A 16,560-nucleotide genomic window follows, 5' to 3' on the forward strand; every position below is an offset into this window, starting at 1 on the left:
GGCCGCCCCGGCGCCCTGACCCCTGTCCCGTACCCCGCGATCCGGACCCGTACGGAACGGGAAGGGGCGCCCCCACCGCACATGGGGACGCCCCTCTTCGCTGCCGTCGCCGGGCCGGTGTCAGTTCGCCCGGTCGAAGTCGATCTGGCTGTAGGCGCGCAGCTTCGCGAGCCGGTGCGTGGAGTCGATCTGGCGGATCGTGCCGGACTTCGAGCGCATGACCAGCGACTGGGTGGTCGCCGTCTCGGAGCGGTAGCGCACCCCGCGCAGCAGCTCGCCGTCGGTGATGCCGGTGGCGACGAAGAAGACGTTGTCGCCGGCGACCAGGTCGGTCGTGGTGAGGACCCGGTCCAGGTCGTGGCCCGCGTCGATCGCCTTCTGGCGCTCGGCCTCGTCCTTCGGCCACAGCTTGCCCTGGATCACGCCGCCCAGGCACTTGATGGCACAGGCCGAGATGATGCCCTCGGGCGTGCCGCCGATGCCCATGAGCAGGTCGACGCCGGTGCCCTCGCGGGCGGCCATGATCGAGCCGGCCACGTCGCCGTCGGAGATGAACTTGATGCGGGCGCCGGTCTCCCGGATCTCCTTGACGATGCCCTCGTGGCGGGGGCGGTCCAGGATGACGACGGTGACGTCCTCGGCGTTCATGCCCTTCGCCTTGGCGACCCGGCGGATGTTGACCGAGACGGGCGCGTTGATGTCGACGAAGTCGGCGGCCTCGGGGCCGGTGACCAGCTTGTCCATGTAGAAGACCGCGGACGGGTCGAACATGGAGCCGCGGTCGGCGGCGGCGAGGACGGCGATGGCGTTCGGCATGCCCTTGGCGTTCAGGGTGGTGCCGTCGATCGGGTCCACGGCGATGTCGACCTCGGCGCCGGTGCCGTCGCCGACCCGCTCGCCGTTGAAGAGCATCGGCGCCTCGTCCTTCTCGCCCTCGCCGATGACGACGACGCCGTTCATCGAGACGGTCGAGATGAGGGTCCGCATCGCGTTGACGGCGGCGCCGTCCGCGCCGATCTTGTCGCCGCGGCCGACCCAGCGGCCGGCGGCCATGGCGGCGGCCTCGGTCACGCGGACCAGTTCGAGCGCCAGGTTGCGGTCGGGGGCCTCGGGAGAGACCTCGAGCTCGGGGGGCAGGTGGTGCTCGGTCATCGGAGCGCACCTTTCTGTACGACGACGGCCGGAAAAAGGAGGGTGCTGTGACTCTATCGCCAGGTCGACATATTGAGCAGAGGGGCCCACGTATGAGCGCGGGACCCGGATGCGACCATATGGGGCGTGGCAGCTAAGCGAGGCAGGCAGACGGTACGCGGGATGTTCCAGTCCCTCGGGGTGATCATGGTCGCCGCGGGGGTCATGTATCTCTTCATCCCGCACGACGAGGACGCGGAGCCGGTCAAGGCCAAGGACTACCGCGTCGAGCTGGTCACGGCCCAGCGTGCGGCGCCCTACCCGGTGCTCGCGCCCGAGGGCCTCGGCGAGGACTGGAAGGCGACGGTGGTCTCGTACAAGCGCGAGCAGGGCGACACCTGGCAGCTCGGCTTCCTCTCCCCGGACACGCAGTACGTCTCGGTCAACCAGTCGACCACCGAGCCGAGGAAGTTCGTGCCCAAGGTCACCCACTCGGCCAAGAACACCGGGAAGACGCAGACGGTGGGCGGCCAGGAGTGGCAGCGCTGGGAGGGCCCCAAGTACGACGCGCTGGTGCGCACCGAGGGCGGGGCGACCACGGTCGTGACGGGGACGGCGTCCTTCGACACGCTCGCGCAGATGGCCGGCGCGCTCCGGTCGAAGCAGGTCTGACCCGCCCCGGACACGGCGAAGCCCCCGGTACCTCTCGGTACCGGGGGCTTCGCCGTACGCGGCGGTCCGACTCAGACGGTGGTGATGACGTCGTCGTAGGCCAGGCGCGGGGAGCGCGGGAACCAGGCGTCCTCGCCGGGCTTGCCGATGTTGACGACCATGAGCGGGGTGTGGTCGGCGTCCAGGAAGTCCTTCTGGAGGCCGGCGAAGTCCAGGCCGGTCATCGGGCCGGCGGCGAGGCCGGCGGCGCGGACGCCGACGATGAAGTACGCGGCCTGGAGGGCGGCGTTCAGCAGCGCGGAGCCCTCGCGGACCGGGCGCTCGGCGAAGAACATGTCCTTGGCCTGCGGGAAGTGCGGGAGCAGCTCGGGGAGCTCCTCGTGGAACTCGTTGTCGGCGGAGAGGATCGCGACGAGCGGCGCCGTGCGGGTCTTGGCCTGGTTGCCCTCGGCCATGTGCTTCACGAGGCGCTCGCGGGCCTCCTCGGAGCGGACCAGGGTGATGCGCAGCGGGGTCTGGTTGAAGGCGGTGGGGCCGAACTTCACCAGGTCGTAGATCGCCTGGACCTGCTCGTCGGTCACCGGCTCGTCGGTGAACGTGTTGGCGGTGCGGGCCTCGCGGAAGAGGAGGTCCTGGGCGGCGGAGTCGAGAACGAGGGACATGCTGCGTACCTTCCGGACTGCAAAGGGGACCGCCCGGCGGGGAATCCGGGCGATGTCCCGACAGTACGCCCGTGATTGGTGAAAATTCAACTATCCAATCCGGATAGTGATCCGTTTCACTTCGCCAGTGTAGCCCGGCTCCCGCCGCCTCCGGGGCGCTTTCCCTCGACTTCCCTCCGCTCCCCTCCGCGCGCTCAGTCCTCGGACTCCTCCGCCTCCCGCTCGGCCGCCAGCGAGGCGTCGAGCCGGGCGCGGGCGCCCTCCAGCCAGTGCCGGCAGACCTTCGCCAGCTCCTCGCCGCGCTCCCAGAGCGCCAGCGACTCCTCCAGGGTCGTGCCGCCCGCCTCCAGGCGCCGGACGACCTCGACCAGCTCGTCGCGCGCCTCCTCGTATCCGAGCGCCGCGCCCGTCTCCGTACCGCCTGCCATCTCTTCTCCGTCCTCCGTGCCTTCTCGTGTCGTCGTCCCGCGCGGGCCCGTCACACCCGCCGCACCGTGAACTCGCCCTCGGCCACCCGGGCCCGCAGCTCCTCGCCCTCCGCGACCTCGCCGGCCGCCCGGACCACCGCCCCGTCCGCCCGCTGCAGCACCGCGTAGCCGCGCTCCAGGGTCGCGGCGGGGGAGAGCGCCCGCACCCGCGCGCGGGTGTGCGCCAGCTCCGAATCCGCCCGGTCCAGGAGGTGCCCGAGGACCCGCCGGCTCCGCGCCAGGAGGGCGTCCAGCTCGTCCTCCCTGACCTCCACCATCCGCTGCGGGTGCTCCATCACCGGCCGGGCCAGCGCGTGCGCGAGCCCCCGCTCCTCGCGCTCCAGGAGCCCCCGGACCGTCCGCAGCGCGCGGTCGCGGAGCCCGCGCACCCGCTCCAGCTCCTCGCCCACGTCCGGGACGACCTTCTTCGCCGCGTCCGTCGGCGTGGAGGCGCGCAGGTCCGCCACCAGGTCCAGGAGCGGGGAGTCCGGCTCGTGCCCGATCGCGGACACCACCGGCGTCCGGCACGCGGCCACCGCGCGGACCAGCTGCTCGTCCGAGAAGGGCAGCAGGTCCTCGACGCTGCCGCCGCCACGGGCCACCACGATCACGTCCACGTCCTGGTGCGCGTCCAGCTCCCGCACCGCCTGGATCACCTGCGGCACCGCCTTCACGCCCTGCACCGGCACGTTCCGCACCTCGAAGCGGACCGCCGGCCATCTGCGCCGGGCGTTCTCCAGGACGTCCCGCTCGGCCGCCGACGCCCGGCCGCAGACCAGGCCGATCAGCCGCGGCAGGAACGGCAGCGGCTTCTTCCGGTCGAGCGCGAAGAGCCCCTCGGCCGCGAGCCCCCGCTTCAGCTGTTCGAGACGGGCCAGCAGCTCGCCGATCCCGACCGGCTTGATCTCCACCGCCCGCAGCGACAGCTGCCCGCGCGGCGCGTACCACTCCGGCTTCGCGTGCACGACGACCCGGGCACCCTCCGACACGACGTCGGCCACCGCGTCGAAGACCTGCCGGTAGCAGGTCACCCCGATGGAGATGTCGTACGAGGGATCCCGCAGCGTCAGGAAGACGACCCCGGCGCCGGGGCGCCGCGAGAGCTGCGTGATCTGCCCCTCGACCCAGATCGCCCCCAGCCGGTCGATCCATCCCCCGATCATGCGGGAGACCTCACCGACGGGAAGCGGCGCCTCGGCGGACGTAGTCAGACCCATGCACCGAGCGTAACGGCGCCCTCCGACAACGTCACCGCCGCGTCGGCCCCGACCGCTCCGGCCCCGGGCCGGCGCCCCCGGCCGGCCCGCGCCCCGCCCCCTGGACCGCGAGGACCACGAACCCCACGCCCAGCCAGATCACGCCCACCACCTGGGCCTCCACCGACGCCTCCACGATCACCGCGATCAGGATCGCCGCGCCGAGGACCGGCAGGACCACATGGCGCAGCCAGTGCGGGGGGCCCTCCGCGCGCTGGACCGCGAACCAGCCGACCACGCTCGCGTGCAGCAGCACGAAGGCGGTCAGCGCGCCGACGTCGACCACCGACACCAGGTGGTCCAGGCCGTCGTCCCGGCCGGCCGCCCACAGGGCCGCGATCATCGTCACCGTCGCCGACACCAGGAGCGCCACCCGGGGCACCCCCGAGTCGGTGCGCGCCAGCGCGTGCGGCAGCCGCCCCTCGCGGCCCATCGCGAAGAGCAGCCGCCCGCCGGCCGCCTGCCCGGCCAGCGCCGCGAACGCCGCGCCGATCGCCTTCGACACCGCGACCAGATCGTGCAGCCAGCCGCCCACCGAGACGTCCACGGCGTCGTAGAAGGCCGAGCCCTGCTTCCCCGGATCGGCCGCGAGCTCCGCCGAGGAGACCGGTTCGAGGAGCGCCACCAGCCAGGTCTGGGCGACGAAGAGGACGCCCGCGAGCACCAGACAGAAGAGCAGCGCCCGCGCCACCTTCGCCGAGCCGCCGGTGACCTCCTCCGCGAAGGCCGCGATCGCGTCGAAGCCCAGGTACGACAGGACCGCCACCGACACCGCGCCGACCACCGCCGCGAGCGAGAAGGTCCCGTCGCCGGTCAGCGGCGACCACCAGTCGCGCTGCGCCCCGTCCCGGACGAGCACGACGAGCGCCGACACCACGAAGACCAGCAGCACCACGATCTCCATCGCGAGCACCGCGAAGCCGACCCGGGCCGCGGCCCGCACCCCCCACAGGTTGAGCAGCGTGGTCACGACGACCGCGATCCCGGTCCACACCCACCGGTGCACCTCCGGCACCAGCGCCTCCATCGCGATCCCCGCGAAGAGGTACGCGACGGCCGGGATCAGCAGGTAGTCGAGCATCGCCATCCAGCCGGCGACGAAACCGGGCCCCTCGCCGAGCCCCTTGCGGGCGTACGCGAAGACCGAGCCGGCCTGCGGGACGACCCGGACCATCTGCGCGTAGCTGAAGGCCGTGAACGCCATGGCCACCGTCGCCACGACGTACACCAGTGCGACGGCCCCGTGCGATTTCGCGTCGAGCGTGCCGAAGACGCCGACCGGCGCCATCGGCGCGATGAACAGCAGCCCGTACACGACCAGGTCGCGGAAGCCGAGCGTCCGACGTAGCCCCGTGTGGTCCGGCCGCCCGCCCGGCTCCCCGTCCACCACCTGCGCGTTCTCAGCCATGGCGTCAGTTTCGGCCACGGCCCCGCCCGGACCGCTCACCGACGCGCGCGGCCGCCGCCGGCGCGCGCCGGGCGTCCGCCGGCCCGGCCTTACGATGGGACACATGACTGCAACGCCCGCGACCAACCGCCCGAAGCGTGTCCTGCTCGCCGCTCCCCGCGGCTACTGCGCGGGCGTGGACCGTGCCGTGATCGCCGTCGAGAAGGCCCTGGAGCAGTACGGGGCCCCCGTCTACGTGCGCCACGAGATCGTCCACAACAAGTACGTGGTCCAGACCCTGGAGCGGAAGGGCGCGATCTTCGTCGACCAGGCCACCGAGGTCCCGCCGGGCAACATCGTGATGTTCTCCGCGCACGGCGTCGCCCCGACGGTCCACGAGGAGGCCCGCCAGGGCCGGCTCGCGACGATCGACGCGACCTGCCCGCTGGTCACCAAGGTCCACAAGGAGGCCATCCGGTACGCCAAGGAGGACTTCGACATCCTCCTCATCGGCCACGAGGGCCACGAGGAGGTCATCGGCACCTCCGGCGAGGCCCCCGACCACATCCAGCTGGTCGACGGCCCCGAGGACGTCGCCAACGTCGAGGTCCGCGACCCCTCCCGGGTCGTCTGGCTCTCCCAGACCACCCTCTCCGTCGACGAGACGATGGAGACGGTCGACGCGCTCAAGGACAAGTTCCCGCAGCTGGTCTCCCCGCCGTCGGACGACATCTGCTACGCCACGCAGAACCGCCAGACCGCGATCAAGGAGCTGGCCGGCCAGGCCGAGCTCGTCATCGTCGTCGGCTCCAGGAACTCCTCGAACTCGATCCGCATGGTCGAGGTCGCCAAGCAGGCCGGCGTCCCCGCCGCGTACCTCGTCGACTTCGCCAGCGAGATCGACGAGGCCTGGCTGCAGGGCGTCACCTCGGTCGGCCTCTCCTCCGGCGCCTCCGTCCCCGACGTGCTGGTCCAGGAGGTCCTGGAGTGGCTGGCGCAGCGCGGCTACGCCGACGTGGAGCTGGTCAAGACCGCCGACGAGCACCTCACCTTCTCGCTCCCCAAGGAGCTCCGCCGCGACCTGCGCGCCGAGGCCGCCGCACTCGTCGAGGAGTGATCGCCGGCGGATGCCCGTAACGTGAGTCCATGAACGTCTTCGGAGTGGACATCGGCGGCTCGGGCATCAAGGGCGCCCCCGTGGACCTGGAGCGCGGCGCCCTCGCCGAGGAGCGGTACAAGGTCCTCACCCCGCAGCCCGCGACACCGAGCGATGTCGCGGGCCGCGTCGCGGAGGTCGTGGCGCACTTCGGCTGGACCGGCCCCATCGGCGTCACCTTCCCGGGCGTCGTCACCGGCAGCACGATCCGTACCGCCGCCAACGTGGACGCCTCCTGGATCGGCACCGACGCCGGCGCGCTCATCGGCGAGGCCGTCGGCGGCCTCCCCGTCACCGTCCTCAACGACGCCGACGCGGCCGGCGTCGCCGAGATGACCTACGGCGCGGGCCGGGGCCGCACCGGCACCGTCATCCTGCTGACCCTCGGCACCGGCATCGGCTCCGCCGTCTTCACCGGCGGCCGCCTCGTCCCCAACACCGAGCTCGGCCACCTGGAGCTCAAGGGCCACGACGCCGAGAAGCGCGCCTCCTCCAAGGCGCGCGAGGACGAGGAGCTGACCTGGGAGCACTGGGCCGGCAAGCGGCTCCGCAAGTACCTCGCCCACGTGGAGATGCTCTTCTCCCCGGAGCTGTTCATCCTCGGCGGCGGCGTGAGCCGCAAGGCCGACAAGTTCCTCCCGTACCTGGACGGCATCCGCGCCGAGATCGTCCCGGCCGGGCTGAGGAACGACGCGGGGATCGTCGGCGCCGCGATGACCGCGAGCACGGCGGCCCCGGCCTCCCGTTAGTGAGGGGTACGGCTACGGGGTCGGGCGCCGGTCCCGCCCGGGGGCCTGAGCGCCCCGCCCGGGGGCCTGGCCCCCGCCCCGTACGGGAGGCTGACCCCCGCCCCGTACGGGCCCGGCGGCGCCCGCGCGCGGCGCCCGCTCTGCCCGCGCCGGCGCGGACGGACCCGCGGGCGCCGGGCGGCCCCGGCGGCGGCCCATGTCGCGCACCTTCCGGACGCTCGCGATGACGCCGGCGATCAGCGTGCCCCCGTACAGCCAGCCGGCGTGCACCGCCAGCGCGGTGACCACGGCCATGGCCTGGCCGCCGAAGCCGCCGGTGCCGCCGGCGATCGGCACGACGCCGACGGCGAAGGCGATCGGGACGGCGATGGGCGCGGTGACCAGGTCGGCGGGGCGCACCCACAGCGCGGTGAGCGCGCTCACCGGCAGGAACAGCAGGCCGAACGCCAGCGGTGAACCGTCCAGGACCAGCCAGTCCAGGAACCCGACGACCAGCATCGCCGCCGAGGCGAAGAGCCCCGCGCCGAGCCCGGTCAGCCGGGGCGAGGGCAGCCGCCGCAGCGCCTGGACCACGGGCGGCGCGGGCCGCCGCGCCGCCGCCGGGGCGCCGACCCGGTAGACGGTGGCCGCCCCGGCTCCGGGCCCTGCTCCGGCCCCCTCCACCTCCACGAGCGCGCCGGGCGGCGTGAGGGGGGTCTGCGGCCGTCGGCGGCCTCGCGGCTGACTTGTCCTGTGCTGCTCCACCTCACCAACGTAGGTCGGGACGCGCCGGGAGGGGCCCGGGACACGCCCTTCGGGTGACCTTGGGGCCACAGTTCGACCGATCCCGACCGTACGTGGCCGGGACGTGGCCCGGGCCACGGTCCCGGCGGACGGCGAGGGCCGGCGCCGGGCCCCCGTAAACTGGGGGATCGACCCTCCGTCCGCCCCCCATCCGCATCTAGGGAAGTCGCCACCGTGTCGCTCACGATCGGAATCGTCGGCCTGCCGAATGTCGGCAAGTCGACCCTGTTCAACGCCCTGACCAAGAACGACGTGCTGGCGGCCAACTACCCGTTCGCCACGATCGAGCCGAACGTCGGCGTCGTCGGCGTCCCCGACCCGCGCCTGCAGCAGCTCGCCGACATCTTCGGCTCGCAGCGCCTGCTCCCCGCCACCGTCGACTTCGTCGACATCGCCGGCATCGTGCGCGGCGCGAGCGAGGGCGAGGGCCTGGGCAACAAGTTCCTGGCGAACATCCGCGAGTCCGACGCGATCTGCCAGGTCATCCGCGCCTTCAAGGACGAGAACGTCGTCCACGTCGACGGCAAGGTCTCGCCCAAGGACGACATCGAGACGATCAACACCGAGCTGATCCTCGCCGACCTCCAGACCATCGAGAAGGTCCTCCCGCGCCTCCAGAAGGAGATGCGGATCAAGAAGGACACGGCGCCCAAGGTCGCCGCCGTCGAGGCCGCCCAGGCGATCCTGGAGAAGGGCGACACCCTCTTCTCCCAGGGCATCGTCCAGGGCTCGGAGAAGGCGGAGCTCCTCCACGACCTCCACCTCCTCACCACCAAGCCCTTCCTCTACGTCTTCAACGTCGACGAGGACGAGCTCACCGACGACGCCTTCAAGGCCGAGCAGAGCGCCCTGGTCGCCCCGGCCGAGGCGATCTTCCTCAACGCCAAGCTGGAGCAGGACCTCGCCGAGCTCGACGAGGAGGACGCCATGGAGCTCCTCCAGTCCGTCGGCGCCGAGGAGCCCGGCCTCGCCACCCTCGCCCGCGTCGGCTTCGACACCCTCGGCCTCCAGACCTACCTGACGGCCGGTCCCAAGGAGTCCCGCGCCTGGACGATCAAGAAGGGCGCCACGGCCCCCGAGGCGGCCGGTGTCATCCACACCGACTTCCAGAAGGGCTTCATCAAGGCCGAGGTCATCTCCTTCGCCGACCTCGTGGAGGCCGGCTCGGTCGCCGACGCCCGCTCCAAGGGCAAGGCCCGCATGGAGGGCAAGGAGTACGTCATGCAGGACGGCGACGTGGTGGAGTTCCGCTTCAACGTGTGACGTATCGTCAATAAATGTGCTCGGCCCGCCTGTTGGTGGGTCGGGCACAGTTCCGTCCGCAGGGAGTCCTTGCCCTGGGGCAGCGGCAGGTCTGGTCGGCGTGAGACCGCCTCAGACCTTGACGACCTCCACGGAAGGGCCGCACAGGAGTGTCAGGTCCTCGGGGTCGGACGTGAGGACGGTGACCGGCCGGGGTGCGTTGCGGGCGATGACGGCGAAGGCGGCATCAATGGCGTACTTGTGGCCGTGGAGGTGATGGGCGCGCAGAAGCGCGGCGGCCTGGTCGGTGATCTCCTTGGTGACGTCGTGAACGTCGATGCGGGAGAGGACCCACTTGATGCGGGCCGGGTGGATGCGCTCGCAGTCGGCCTCAAGCGTGGTCATGGCGCTGGTGGCGACGCGGACGCCCTCCTCCGACGCCGCCTGGACCAGAACCGCGACGGTGCGGTCCTTGCGGTAGAGCTTCGAGAGGCCTTCGCTGTCGAGCAGGAGGGTGCCGGGCATCAGGCGGCGGCCCCGCCGGCCTGCCGGTGGTCATGGCGCAGCAGCGCCCGGGCGGCCTCGACCTCCTCGCGGGTGAGGGCTTCGTTGTCGGTCTCGAAGTCGGCGACGATCTCCCGCAGCTTGTCCATGGCGACCCTCTGTTCGAGGGCCTCGGCGACGTAGGCGGAGAAGCCGCCGGGTCCGACGTGGGCGCGTACGGCCTCGGCGAGGTCTTCGGGCAGGCTGATCGAGTACTTCCTGCTACCACTCATGATGCCGATCCTACCGGTGGTGGTAAGCGCTAGTGAGGTGAACGGCCTCATGGGCAGACCGGTCGCAGTGGAGTCGGCGGGGGGATGAGATCAACGTTCCATGGGCCGGGCTGGTCCGTGGCGAAGTCCAACCTGCTCAGCGAGAAGCCATCCCCCTTCCAGCGGCGCTTTCTCCGGCCTCGCGACACCCGGCCAGTCCGCAGCCAGTCCGCAGGACACCCGTGAAGGGTCCTCGGGAGCCCACGCATGCCAACCAGGAAATCCCAGGTCAGGGGCATGTGGGAGGCTCCGCCACAGGTCAGGATCTCGCTTCGGGCATTCCGCTTCAACGTCTAGCGGTCGTCCGCGTACGCGGCGTGAGGGGTCCGGTTCCCAGGGAGTGCCGGGCCCCTTCGGTGTTTCCGGGGTCCCGGGGTCCCGGGGTTCCGGGGTTCCAGGGTTCAAGGGTTCCGTGGGGGCGGGGAACCGGGGGGTGTGGGCGGGGCGTGTTCGGGGAAGGCGCGTGAGCGTCGTCCGGGTGGACGGGTCGGGTTCGGGCTTCGGGGGAGGCAACGGAGTGGACGAGGGAAGCGCGCTCGCCGGGCGGATCGCCGAGCGGCGGGCCGGGGCGGGTGATCCGCGGGCGCTGCTCGGGGAGCTGAGGCGGGCCAGGCTGCTCGTGCCGGTGGAGCGGGGCGGGCTGTGGACCGGGCACTTCGGCGGGGTGCGCTGGGTGTTCGCGTTCACGGGCGAGGAGGCCCTCGCGCGGTTCGCGCGGGAGGCCGGGGACCCGGGGCGGAGCTGGGAGTTCGCCGAACTGCTCGGGGCCCGGCTGCTCGACGAGGTGGTGCCGGCGATGGGCGTGCCCGCCGGGGTCGCCGTCGACGTCGCGGACCCGGACGGGTCCATGCTCTTCCCGCCGGCCGAGGGCATCGTCCCGGACGCGGCGGCCGTCGAGGGGACCGCCGGGGGTGGCGTCTGATGGGTGACGGGGCGAAGGACCTCGGGATCGACCAGTACACCGTCCGGCGGCTCACCCAGGGCATCCGGAACGCGGTCGGCGAGCTGAAGGAGATCGGGACGGGCACCGGGGCGGTGCTCGGCAAGGGCTTCTCCGAGCTGGCCATGACCGGCATGGAGGCCGGGCACCACGGGCTGTCCACGGACTTCGAGGACTTCTGCGAGCGCTGGGAGTGGGGGGTCAGGGCGCAGGTCCAGGACGCCAACGCCATCGCGGCGAAGCTCGGCCTGGCCGCGGGCGTGCTGTGGGAGGAGGACCAGTACGTCGAGAGCTCGCTGAAGTTCGGCGTGAACGCGATCGCCGGCGGCAGCCCGTACGCCTCCGAGGAGGACATCGCCAAGCAGGACTGGGGCGACGTCTTCACCCCGGACGCGCTGAACCCGGACTGGAGCCGGGAGTCCTGGGACCGCGCCGGCGACGACATGGCCCAGACCTGGAAGGACACCGGGCGCTCGCTGCTCACCGAGGGGCAGGGCGGGGAGCGGTCGCGGATGCTCAACGACGTCCTCGGCGTCGACCAGGAGCAGTTCGACCGGGCCGTCGACGACACCTTCGGGCCGTCGCCCGAGGAGCGCGCACAGAACGGCGGGAACTGACCCATGGGCTTCGGGGACTTCGTCAGCGACATCACGCCGGACGTCGTCGAGGACGCCGTCGAGGACGGCGTCGAATGGGCCGGGAACCGCGTCGAGGACGTCGGCGACTGGACCGCGGACCGGCTCGACGACGTCGGCTGGGAATCCGGCGCGGACTGGGTGCGCGAGCAGTCCCGCTCGCTCGCGAACCGGATGGGCGCCGAGGTCGACGAGATGGACCTCGGGCAGACCGAGGACAAGACCAAGCTGATCCACGGCTCGCCCGGCAAGCTCCGCTCCACCGCCGCCCACCTGCGGGACTTCTCGGCCGCCTTCAACGACGTCGGCCTCGGGCTCGAAGGACTCGACTCCGACTCCCTCCAGGGGCAGGCGGCCGACGCCTTCCGCAAGACGGTGAAGCTGGAGCCGCCCAAGTGGTTCAAGGGCGCGGACGCCTTCGAGGAGGCGGCGAAGGCGCTGGAGTCGTTCGAGTCGACGGTCACCTGGGCGCAGGGCCGCGCCCAGGTCGCGATCGACACCTGGAAGGCGGGCACGAAGGCGTCGGAGGACGCCCTGGACGCCCACAAGAAGAAGGTCGACGGCTTCAACGACGCCGTCGACAAGTACAACGCGACGCCCGCCGACAAGCGGGATCCCGCCACCCTGCCGCCCCGGCCCGGGGAGTTCTCCGACCCCGGCAAGGAGCGGATGAAGGAGGCGCAGGACATCCTCGCCGAGGCGCGCCGGCAGCGGAACTCCGCCGCCGAGGCCGCCCGGTCGGCGGTGCGCAAGGCCCGGGACGCGGCTCCGCCCAAGCCGTCGTACGGCGAGCAGCTGAAGGACGGGCTCGACGAGCTCGAACTGATGAAGACCCACTTCGCCATGGGCGCGGTCAAGGGCACCGCCGGCATCGTGAACTTCGTCCGGGGCGTCAACCCGCTGGACCCGTACAACATCACGCACCCGGCCGAGTACGTCACCAACCTCAACAGCACCGTCGCCGGACTCGTCCGGGTCGCCAACGACCCCTGGGGCACCGGCAAGCAGATGCTGGACGACTTCATGAAGGACCCGGCGGAGGGGCTCGGCACCCTGGTGCCGGACGCGGTCCTCACCGTCGCGACGGGCGGCGCCGGCGCCGGCGTCAAGGGCGTGCGGCTCGCCGACGAGCTCGCGGACGCCGCCAAGGCCCGGCGCGCCGACGACCTCAGGGAGACCGTCCGCAGGCCCGACGGCAAGCGGTGCGGGCGCGAGCCCGTCGACTTCGCGACCGGCCGCATGTTCCTGCCGCAGGAGGACGTGCTGCTGCCGGGCAGCCTGCCGCTGGTGTTCCGCCGCGACTTCGAGTCCTCCTACCGGGCCGGCCGCTGGTTCGGCGACAGCTGGTCGTCCACGATCGACCAGCGGCTGACCGTCGACCCGATCGGCGTCGTCCTCCACGGCGAGGACAACCTCCTCGTCCCGTACCCGCACCCCGCCCCCGGCGCCCCGGTGCTCCCCGAGGCGGGGCCGCGGTGGCCGCTGGAGCGGCACGCCGACGGCAGCTACACGCTCACCGAACCGGAGACCGGCACCGTCCGGCACTTCCTGGCCCCGGCCGGCGCCGAGCCGGGCGGCGACGGCACGGCCCCGCTCGGCGAGATCGCCGACCGCCACGGCCGCACGATCACCGCCGAGTACGACGAGGACGGCGCCCCGCTCGCCCTCGTCCACTCCGGCGGCTACCGCGTCGGCTTCACCACCGAGAACCGCCGGATCACCTCGCTGAGCGTCGGCGGCACCGAGGTCGTCCGGTACGGATACGACGAGGAGGGCCGCCTCACCGGGGTCACCGGGTCCGGCGGCGTCCCGACCCGGTTCGCGTACGACACCGAGGACCGGATCGTCTCCTGGACCGACACCAACGGCTCGCGCTACGACTTCGTCTACGACGAACGGGACCGGTGCGTCTCCCAGTCCGGCGCCGAGGGGCACCTGCGCTCGGAGTTCCACTACGGCGACCCGCACCCCGGCACCGGCCTGTCCACCACCACGGTCACCGACTCCCTCGGCCACACCTGGCGCTACGCGGTCAACCGCCACCTCCAGGTCGTCGCCGAGACCTGGCCCACCGGCGCGACCGTCCGCTTCGCCTACGACCGCGACGACCGGCTGCTCTCCCGCACCGAGCCCGGTGCGGACGGCGGGCCCGGCGCCCGCACCGAGTTCCGCTGGGACGAGGAGGGCCGGCTCGTCGAGACCCTCCACCCCGACGGCGGCGTCTCGACGGCCGCCCACGACGCCGCCGGCCGGCCCGTCGAACTGGCCCTGCCGGGCGGGCAGCGCTGGCGGCAGGAGTTCGACGAGCACGGCAACCGGACCGCCGTCACCAACCCGGCCGGGCGCACCACCCGCTACACCCACGACGCGCGCGGCCACCTCACCTCGGTCACCGACCCCCTCGGCGCCACCACCCTGATGCGCCACGACGCCGCGGGCATGCTCCTGGAGCAGACGGCCCCGGACGGCGGCACCACCACGTACGTGCGGGACGCCTTCGGCCGGATCACCGCCCGCACCGAGCCCTCCGGCGGCACCGCCCGCTACGTCTGGACGCCCGAGGGCCGGCTCGCGCGGTTCACCGGACCCGACGGCGCCGTGGAGTCGTGGACCTACGACGGCGAGGGCAACTGCCTGACCCACACCGACCCCCAGGGCCGCACCACGGCCTTCGAGTACACCCACTTCGACCTGCTCGCCGCCCGCACCGACCCCGACGGCGCCCGCCACGAGTTCGCCCACGACACCGAGCTGCGCCTCACCGAGGTCCGCAACCCGCTGGGCCTGCGCTGGAGCTACTCCTACGACCCGGTCGGCCACCTGGTCGCCGAGACCGACTTCGACGGCCGCACCATCGGCTACGACGTCGACCCGCTCGGACGGGTGCTGACCCGGACCGACCCGCTCGGCACGGCCGTCCGCTACGAGCGGGACGCGCTCGGCCGTGTCGTCCGCAAGGACGCCGGCGGCGCCGTGACGACGTACGAGTACGACCCCGCGGGCCGGCTGCTGCGGGCCGTCGGGCCCGACGCGGAGCTGACGTACGCCTACGACCGCCGGGGCCACGTCAAGACCGAACTGACCGACGGGCAGGCGCTGTCGTTCTCCTACGACGCGGCCGGGCGCCGCACCCGGCGCGTCACCCCGGGCGGCCACGTCACCACGTACACCCACGACGCGGCGGGCCGGTCCGCCGCGCTGACCGCCGCGGGCCGCTCCATCGTCTTCACCCGGGACGCCGCGGGGCGCGAACTCGGCCGCACCGTCGGGGAGTCGCTGACGCTGACGTCCGACTGGGACGCGGCCGGCCGGCTCACCGCGCAGGAACTCGCGCGCGGCGGCCGGCGGCTGAACCTGCGGACGTACGCGTACCGCGAGGACGGCCACCTCGTCGCGTCCGAGGACACCCTGCGCGGCCCGCGCCGCTACGGCCTGGACGCGACCGGCCGGGTCACCGCCGTCACCGCCGACGGCTGGAGCGAGTCCTACGCCTACGACGGCGGCGGGCACACCGTCTCCGCCGGCTGGCCGGACCGCCTCGCCGCAGGCGACGCCCGCGGCGGGCGCGCGTACACCGGCACCCGGGTGACCGAGGCCGGCGCCAACCGGTACGCGTACGACGACGCCGGCCGGCTGGTCCGCCGGACCAGGACCCGGCTGTCGCGGAAGCCCGACGTGTGGACGTACGCCTACGACGCCGAGGACCGGCTCACCGGGGTCACCACCCCGGACGGCATGCGGTGGCGCTACCGCTACGACCCGCTCGGCCGGCGCGTCGCCAAGGAGCGGCTGGCCGCCGACGGCGTGACGGTGGCCGAGCGCACCCGCTTCGTCTGGGACGGCCCGCTGCTCGCCGAGCAGACCACCGAGCCGTCCGCCGCGCTGCCCCACCCCACCACGCTGAGCTGGGACCACGAGGGACTGACCCCGGTGGCCCAGACCGAGCGGCTGCACGACGCGGCCACCCGGCGGGAGATCGACGCGCGGTTCTTCGCCATCGCCACGGACCTCATCGGCACCCCGACCGAACTCGTCGACGAGACCGGACACATCGCCTGGCAGAGCCGCACCACCCTGTGGGGCGTCACGACGTGGAACGCCGACGCGTCCGCGTACACCCCGCTGCGCTTCCCCGGCCAGTACTACGACCCCGAGACCGGCCTCCACTACAACCACCACCGCTACTACGACCCCCGGACCGCCCGCTACACCACCCCCGACCCGCTCGGCCTCGCCCCCGCGCCCGACCCGGCCGGCTACGTGCGCAACCCGCTGCGGTTCAGCGACCCGCTGGGACTCGCCCCCTACGAGGACAACGGCGGGCTCGGCGACCTCATCGAGGTCACCAAGCCCGACGCCGACGCGGACAAGCTGGCCGAGAAGCTCGGCGGCGAGCCCCGCAGACGCTTCGCCAACGACCCGGACGGCCGCGAGTTCGACGCCATCAGCGACGAGTACGTGGCCCAGGCCAAGCCCGCGGACTTCACCCTGAACAAGAAGTTCCGCAAACAGGCGCAGGCCACCTTCGAGGCGGCGCTGCAGAGCGGCCGCACGCCGTACTTCCAGTTCGACGGACCGCCCGGTCCCGGCGTGGTCGATAAGCTCCAGGAGTACGGGCGACGGTACGGCGTCGAGCCGGTGATCGACACGACTCCGCTGGAGTGA

General features: G+C 72.8%; 15 protein-coding genes. 7 read left to right on the forward strand and 8 right to left on the reverse strand.

Annotation, left to right across the window (positions count from 1 at the left end):
* Positions 1-120: 120 nt before the first annotated feature.
* The gene (glpX, locus tag ABZ621_RS18920) at positions 121-1,152 is read right to left on the reverse strand and encodes a class II fructose-bisphosphatase (protein WP_360605857.1); all 1,032 of its coding nucleotides are present in this window, start codon (positions 1,150-1,152) and stop codon (positions 121-123) included.
* A 126-nt stretch (positions 1,153-1,278) separates the two neighbouring features.
* Between glpX and ABZ621_RS18925 the strand changes: the two genes are divergently transcribed.
* Complete coding sequence (locus tag ABZ621_RS18925) at positions 1,279-1,803, forward strand: DUF4245 domain-containing protein (protein WP_360605859.1); 525 nt, start codon at positions 1,279-1,281, stop codon at positions 1,801-1,803.
* Positions 1,804-1,874: 71 nt separating this feature from the next.
* Here ABZ621_RS18925 and ABZ621_RS18930 read toward each other — a convergent pair whose 3' ends face one another.
* The 4 genes from ABZ621_RS18930 to ABZ621_RS18945 form a co-directional block, all read right to left on the reverse strand.
* Complete coding sequence (locus tag ABZ621_RS18930) at positions 1,875-2,465, reverse strand: malonic semialdehyde reductase (RefSeq protein ID WP_360605861.1); 591 nt, start codon at positions 2,463-2,465, stop codon at positions 1,875-1,877.
* A 194-nt stretch (positions 2,466-2,659) separates the two neighbouring features.
* A complete protein-coding gene (locus tag ABZ621_RS18935; protein WP_360605863.1) occupies positions 2,660-2,893 on the reverse strand; it encodes an exodeoxyribonuclease VII small subunit in 234 nt (77 codons plus the stop codon).
* A 50-nt stretch (positions 2,894-2,943) separates the two neighbouring features.
* Positions 2,944-4,149, reverse strand: coding sequence for an exodeoxyribonuclease VII large subunit (gene xseA / locus ABZ621_RS18940; RefSeq protein ID WP_360605865.1), 1,206 nt, complete (start codon positions 4,147-4,149; stop codon positions 2,944-2,946).
* Between the two features lie 31 nt (positions 4,150-4,180).
* Positions 4,181-5,596: an APC family permease gene (locus ABZ621_RS18945; RefSeq protein WP_360605867.1), complete on the reverse strand. Its 1,416-nt coding sequence runs from the start codon at positions 5,594-5,596 to the stop codon at positions 4,181-4,183.
* Between the two features lie 94 nt (positions 5,597-5,690).
* Between ABZ621_RS18945 and ABZ621_RS18950 the strand changes: the two genes are divergently transcribed.
* Together ABZ621_RS18950 and ppgK are read left to right on the forward strand one after the other, a co-directional pair.
* On the forward strand, positions 5,691-6,692 hold the full coding sequence (locus ABZ621_RS18950; protein WP_360605869.1) for a 4-hydroxy-3-methylbut-2-enyl diphosphate reductase: 1,002 nt from the start codon (positions 5,691-5,693) through the stop codon (positions 6,690-6,692).
* 29 nt (positions 6,693-6,721) lie between these two features.
* Positions 6,722-7,480 carry a polyphosphate--glucose phosphotransferase gene (ppgK, locus tag ABZ621_RS18955; RefSeq protein ID WP_360605871.1) on the forward strand — a complete coding sequence of 253 codons (759 nt, stop codon included), beginning with the start codon at positions 6,722-6,724 and terminating at the stop codon, positions 7,478-7,480.
* Positions 7,481-7,492: 12 nt separating this feature from the next.
* On the opposite strand, the gene ABZ621_RS18960 is transcribed toward ppgK, so the two are convergent.
* Positions 7,493-8,053 carry a DUF6542 domain-containing protein gene (locus ABZ621_RS18960; protein ID WP_360606114.1) on the reverse strand — a complete coding sequence of 187 codons (561 nt, stop codon included), beginning with the start codon at positions 8,051-8,053 and terminating at the stop codon, positions 7,493-7,495.
* 384 nt (positions 8,054-8,437) lie between these two features.
* Between ABZ621_RS18960 and ychF the strand changes: the two genes are divergently transcribed.
* Complete coding sequence (gene ychF, locus ABZ621_RS18965) at positions 8,438-9,526, forward strand: redox-regulated ATPase YchF (RefSeq protein WP_360605873.1); 1,089 nt, start codon at positions 8,438-8,440, stop codon at positions 9,524-9,526.
* Between the two features lie 111 nt (positions 9,527-9,637).
* Here ychF and ABZ621_RS18970 read toward each other — a convergent pair whose 3' ends face one another.
* Positions 9,638-10,030, reverse strand: coding sequence for a DNA-binding protein (locus ABZ621_RS18970; protein WP_360605875.1), 393 nt, complete (start codon positions 10,028-10,030; stop codon positions 9,638-9,640).
* Positions 10,030-10,281 carry a hypothetical protein gene (locus tag ABZ621_RS18975; protein ID WP_018845686.1) on the reverse strand — a complete coding sequence of 84 codons (252 nt, stop codon included), beginning with the start codon at positions 10,279-10,281 and terminating at the stop codon, positions 10,030-10,032. Before ABZ621_RS18975 ends, ABZ621_RS18970 begins: the two co-directional genes overlap by 1 nt.
* Before the next feature lie 556 nt (positions 10,282-10,837).
* On the opposite strand from ABZ621_RS18975, the gene ABZ621_RS18980 reads away from it, so the two are divergent.
* The 3 genes from ABZ621_RS18980 to ABZ621_RS18990 are packed head-to-tail and all read left to right on the forward strand — an operon-like array spanning position 10,838 to position 16,560.
* The gene (locus ABZ621_RS18980; protein ID WP_360605877.1) at positions 10,838-11,242 is read left to right on the forward strand and encodes an SseB family protein; all 405 of its coding nucleotides are present in this window, start codon (positions 10,838-10,840) and stop codon (positions 11,240-11,242) included.
* Positions 11,239-11,877, forward strand: coding sequence for a hypothetical protein (locus ABZ621_RS18985; RefSeq protein WP_360606116.1), 639 nt, complete (start codon positions 11,239-11,241; stop codon positions 11,875-11,877). Before ABZ621_RS18980 ends, ABZ621_RS18985 begins: the two co-directional genes overlap by 4 nt.
* 3 nt (positions 11,878-11,880) lie before the next feature.
* Positions 11,881-16,560 carry a putative T7SS-secreted protein gene (locus ABZ621_RS18990; RefSeq protein ID WP_360605879.1) on the forward strand — a complete coding sequence of 1,560 codons (4,680 nt, stop codon included), beginning with the start codon at positions 11,881-11,883 and terminating at the stop codon, positions 16,558-16,560.

It is taken from the genome of Streptomyces sp. NPDC007863, assembly GCF_040633895.1.
Lineage (GTDB): Bacteria > Actinomycetota > Actinomycetes > Streptomycetales > Streptomycetaceae > Streptomyces.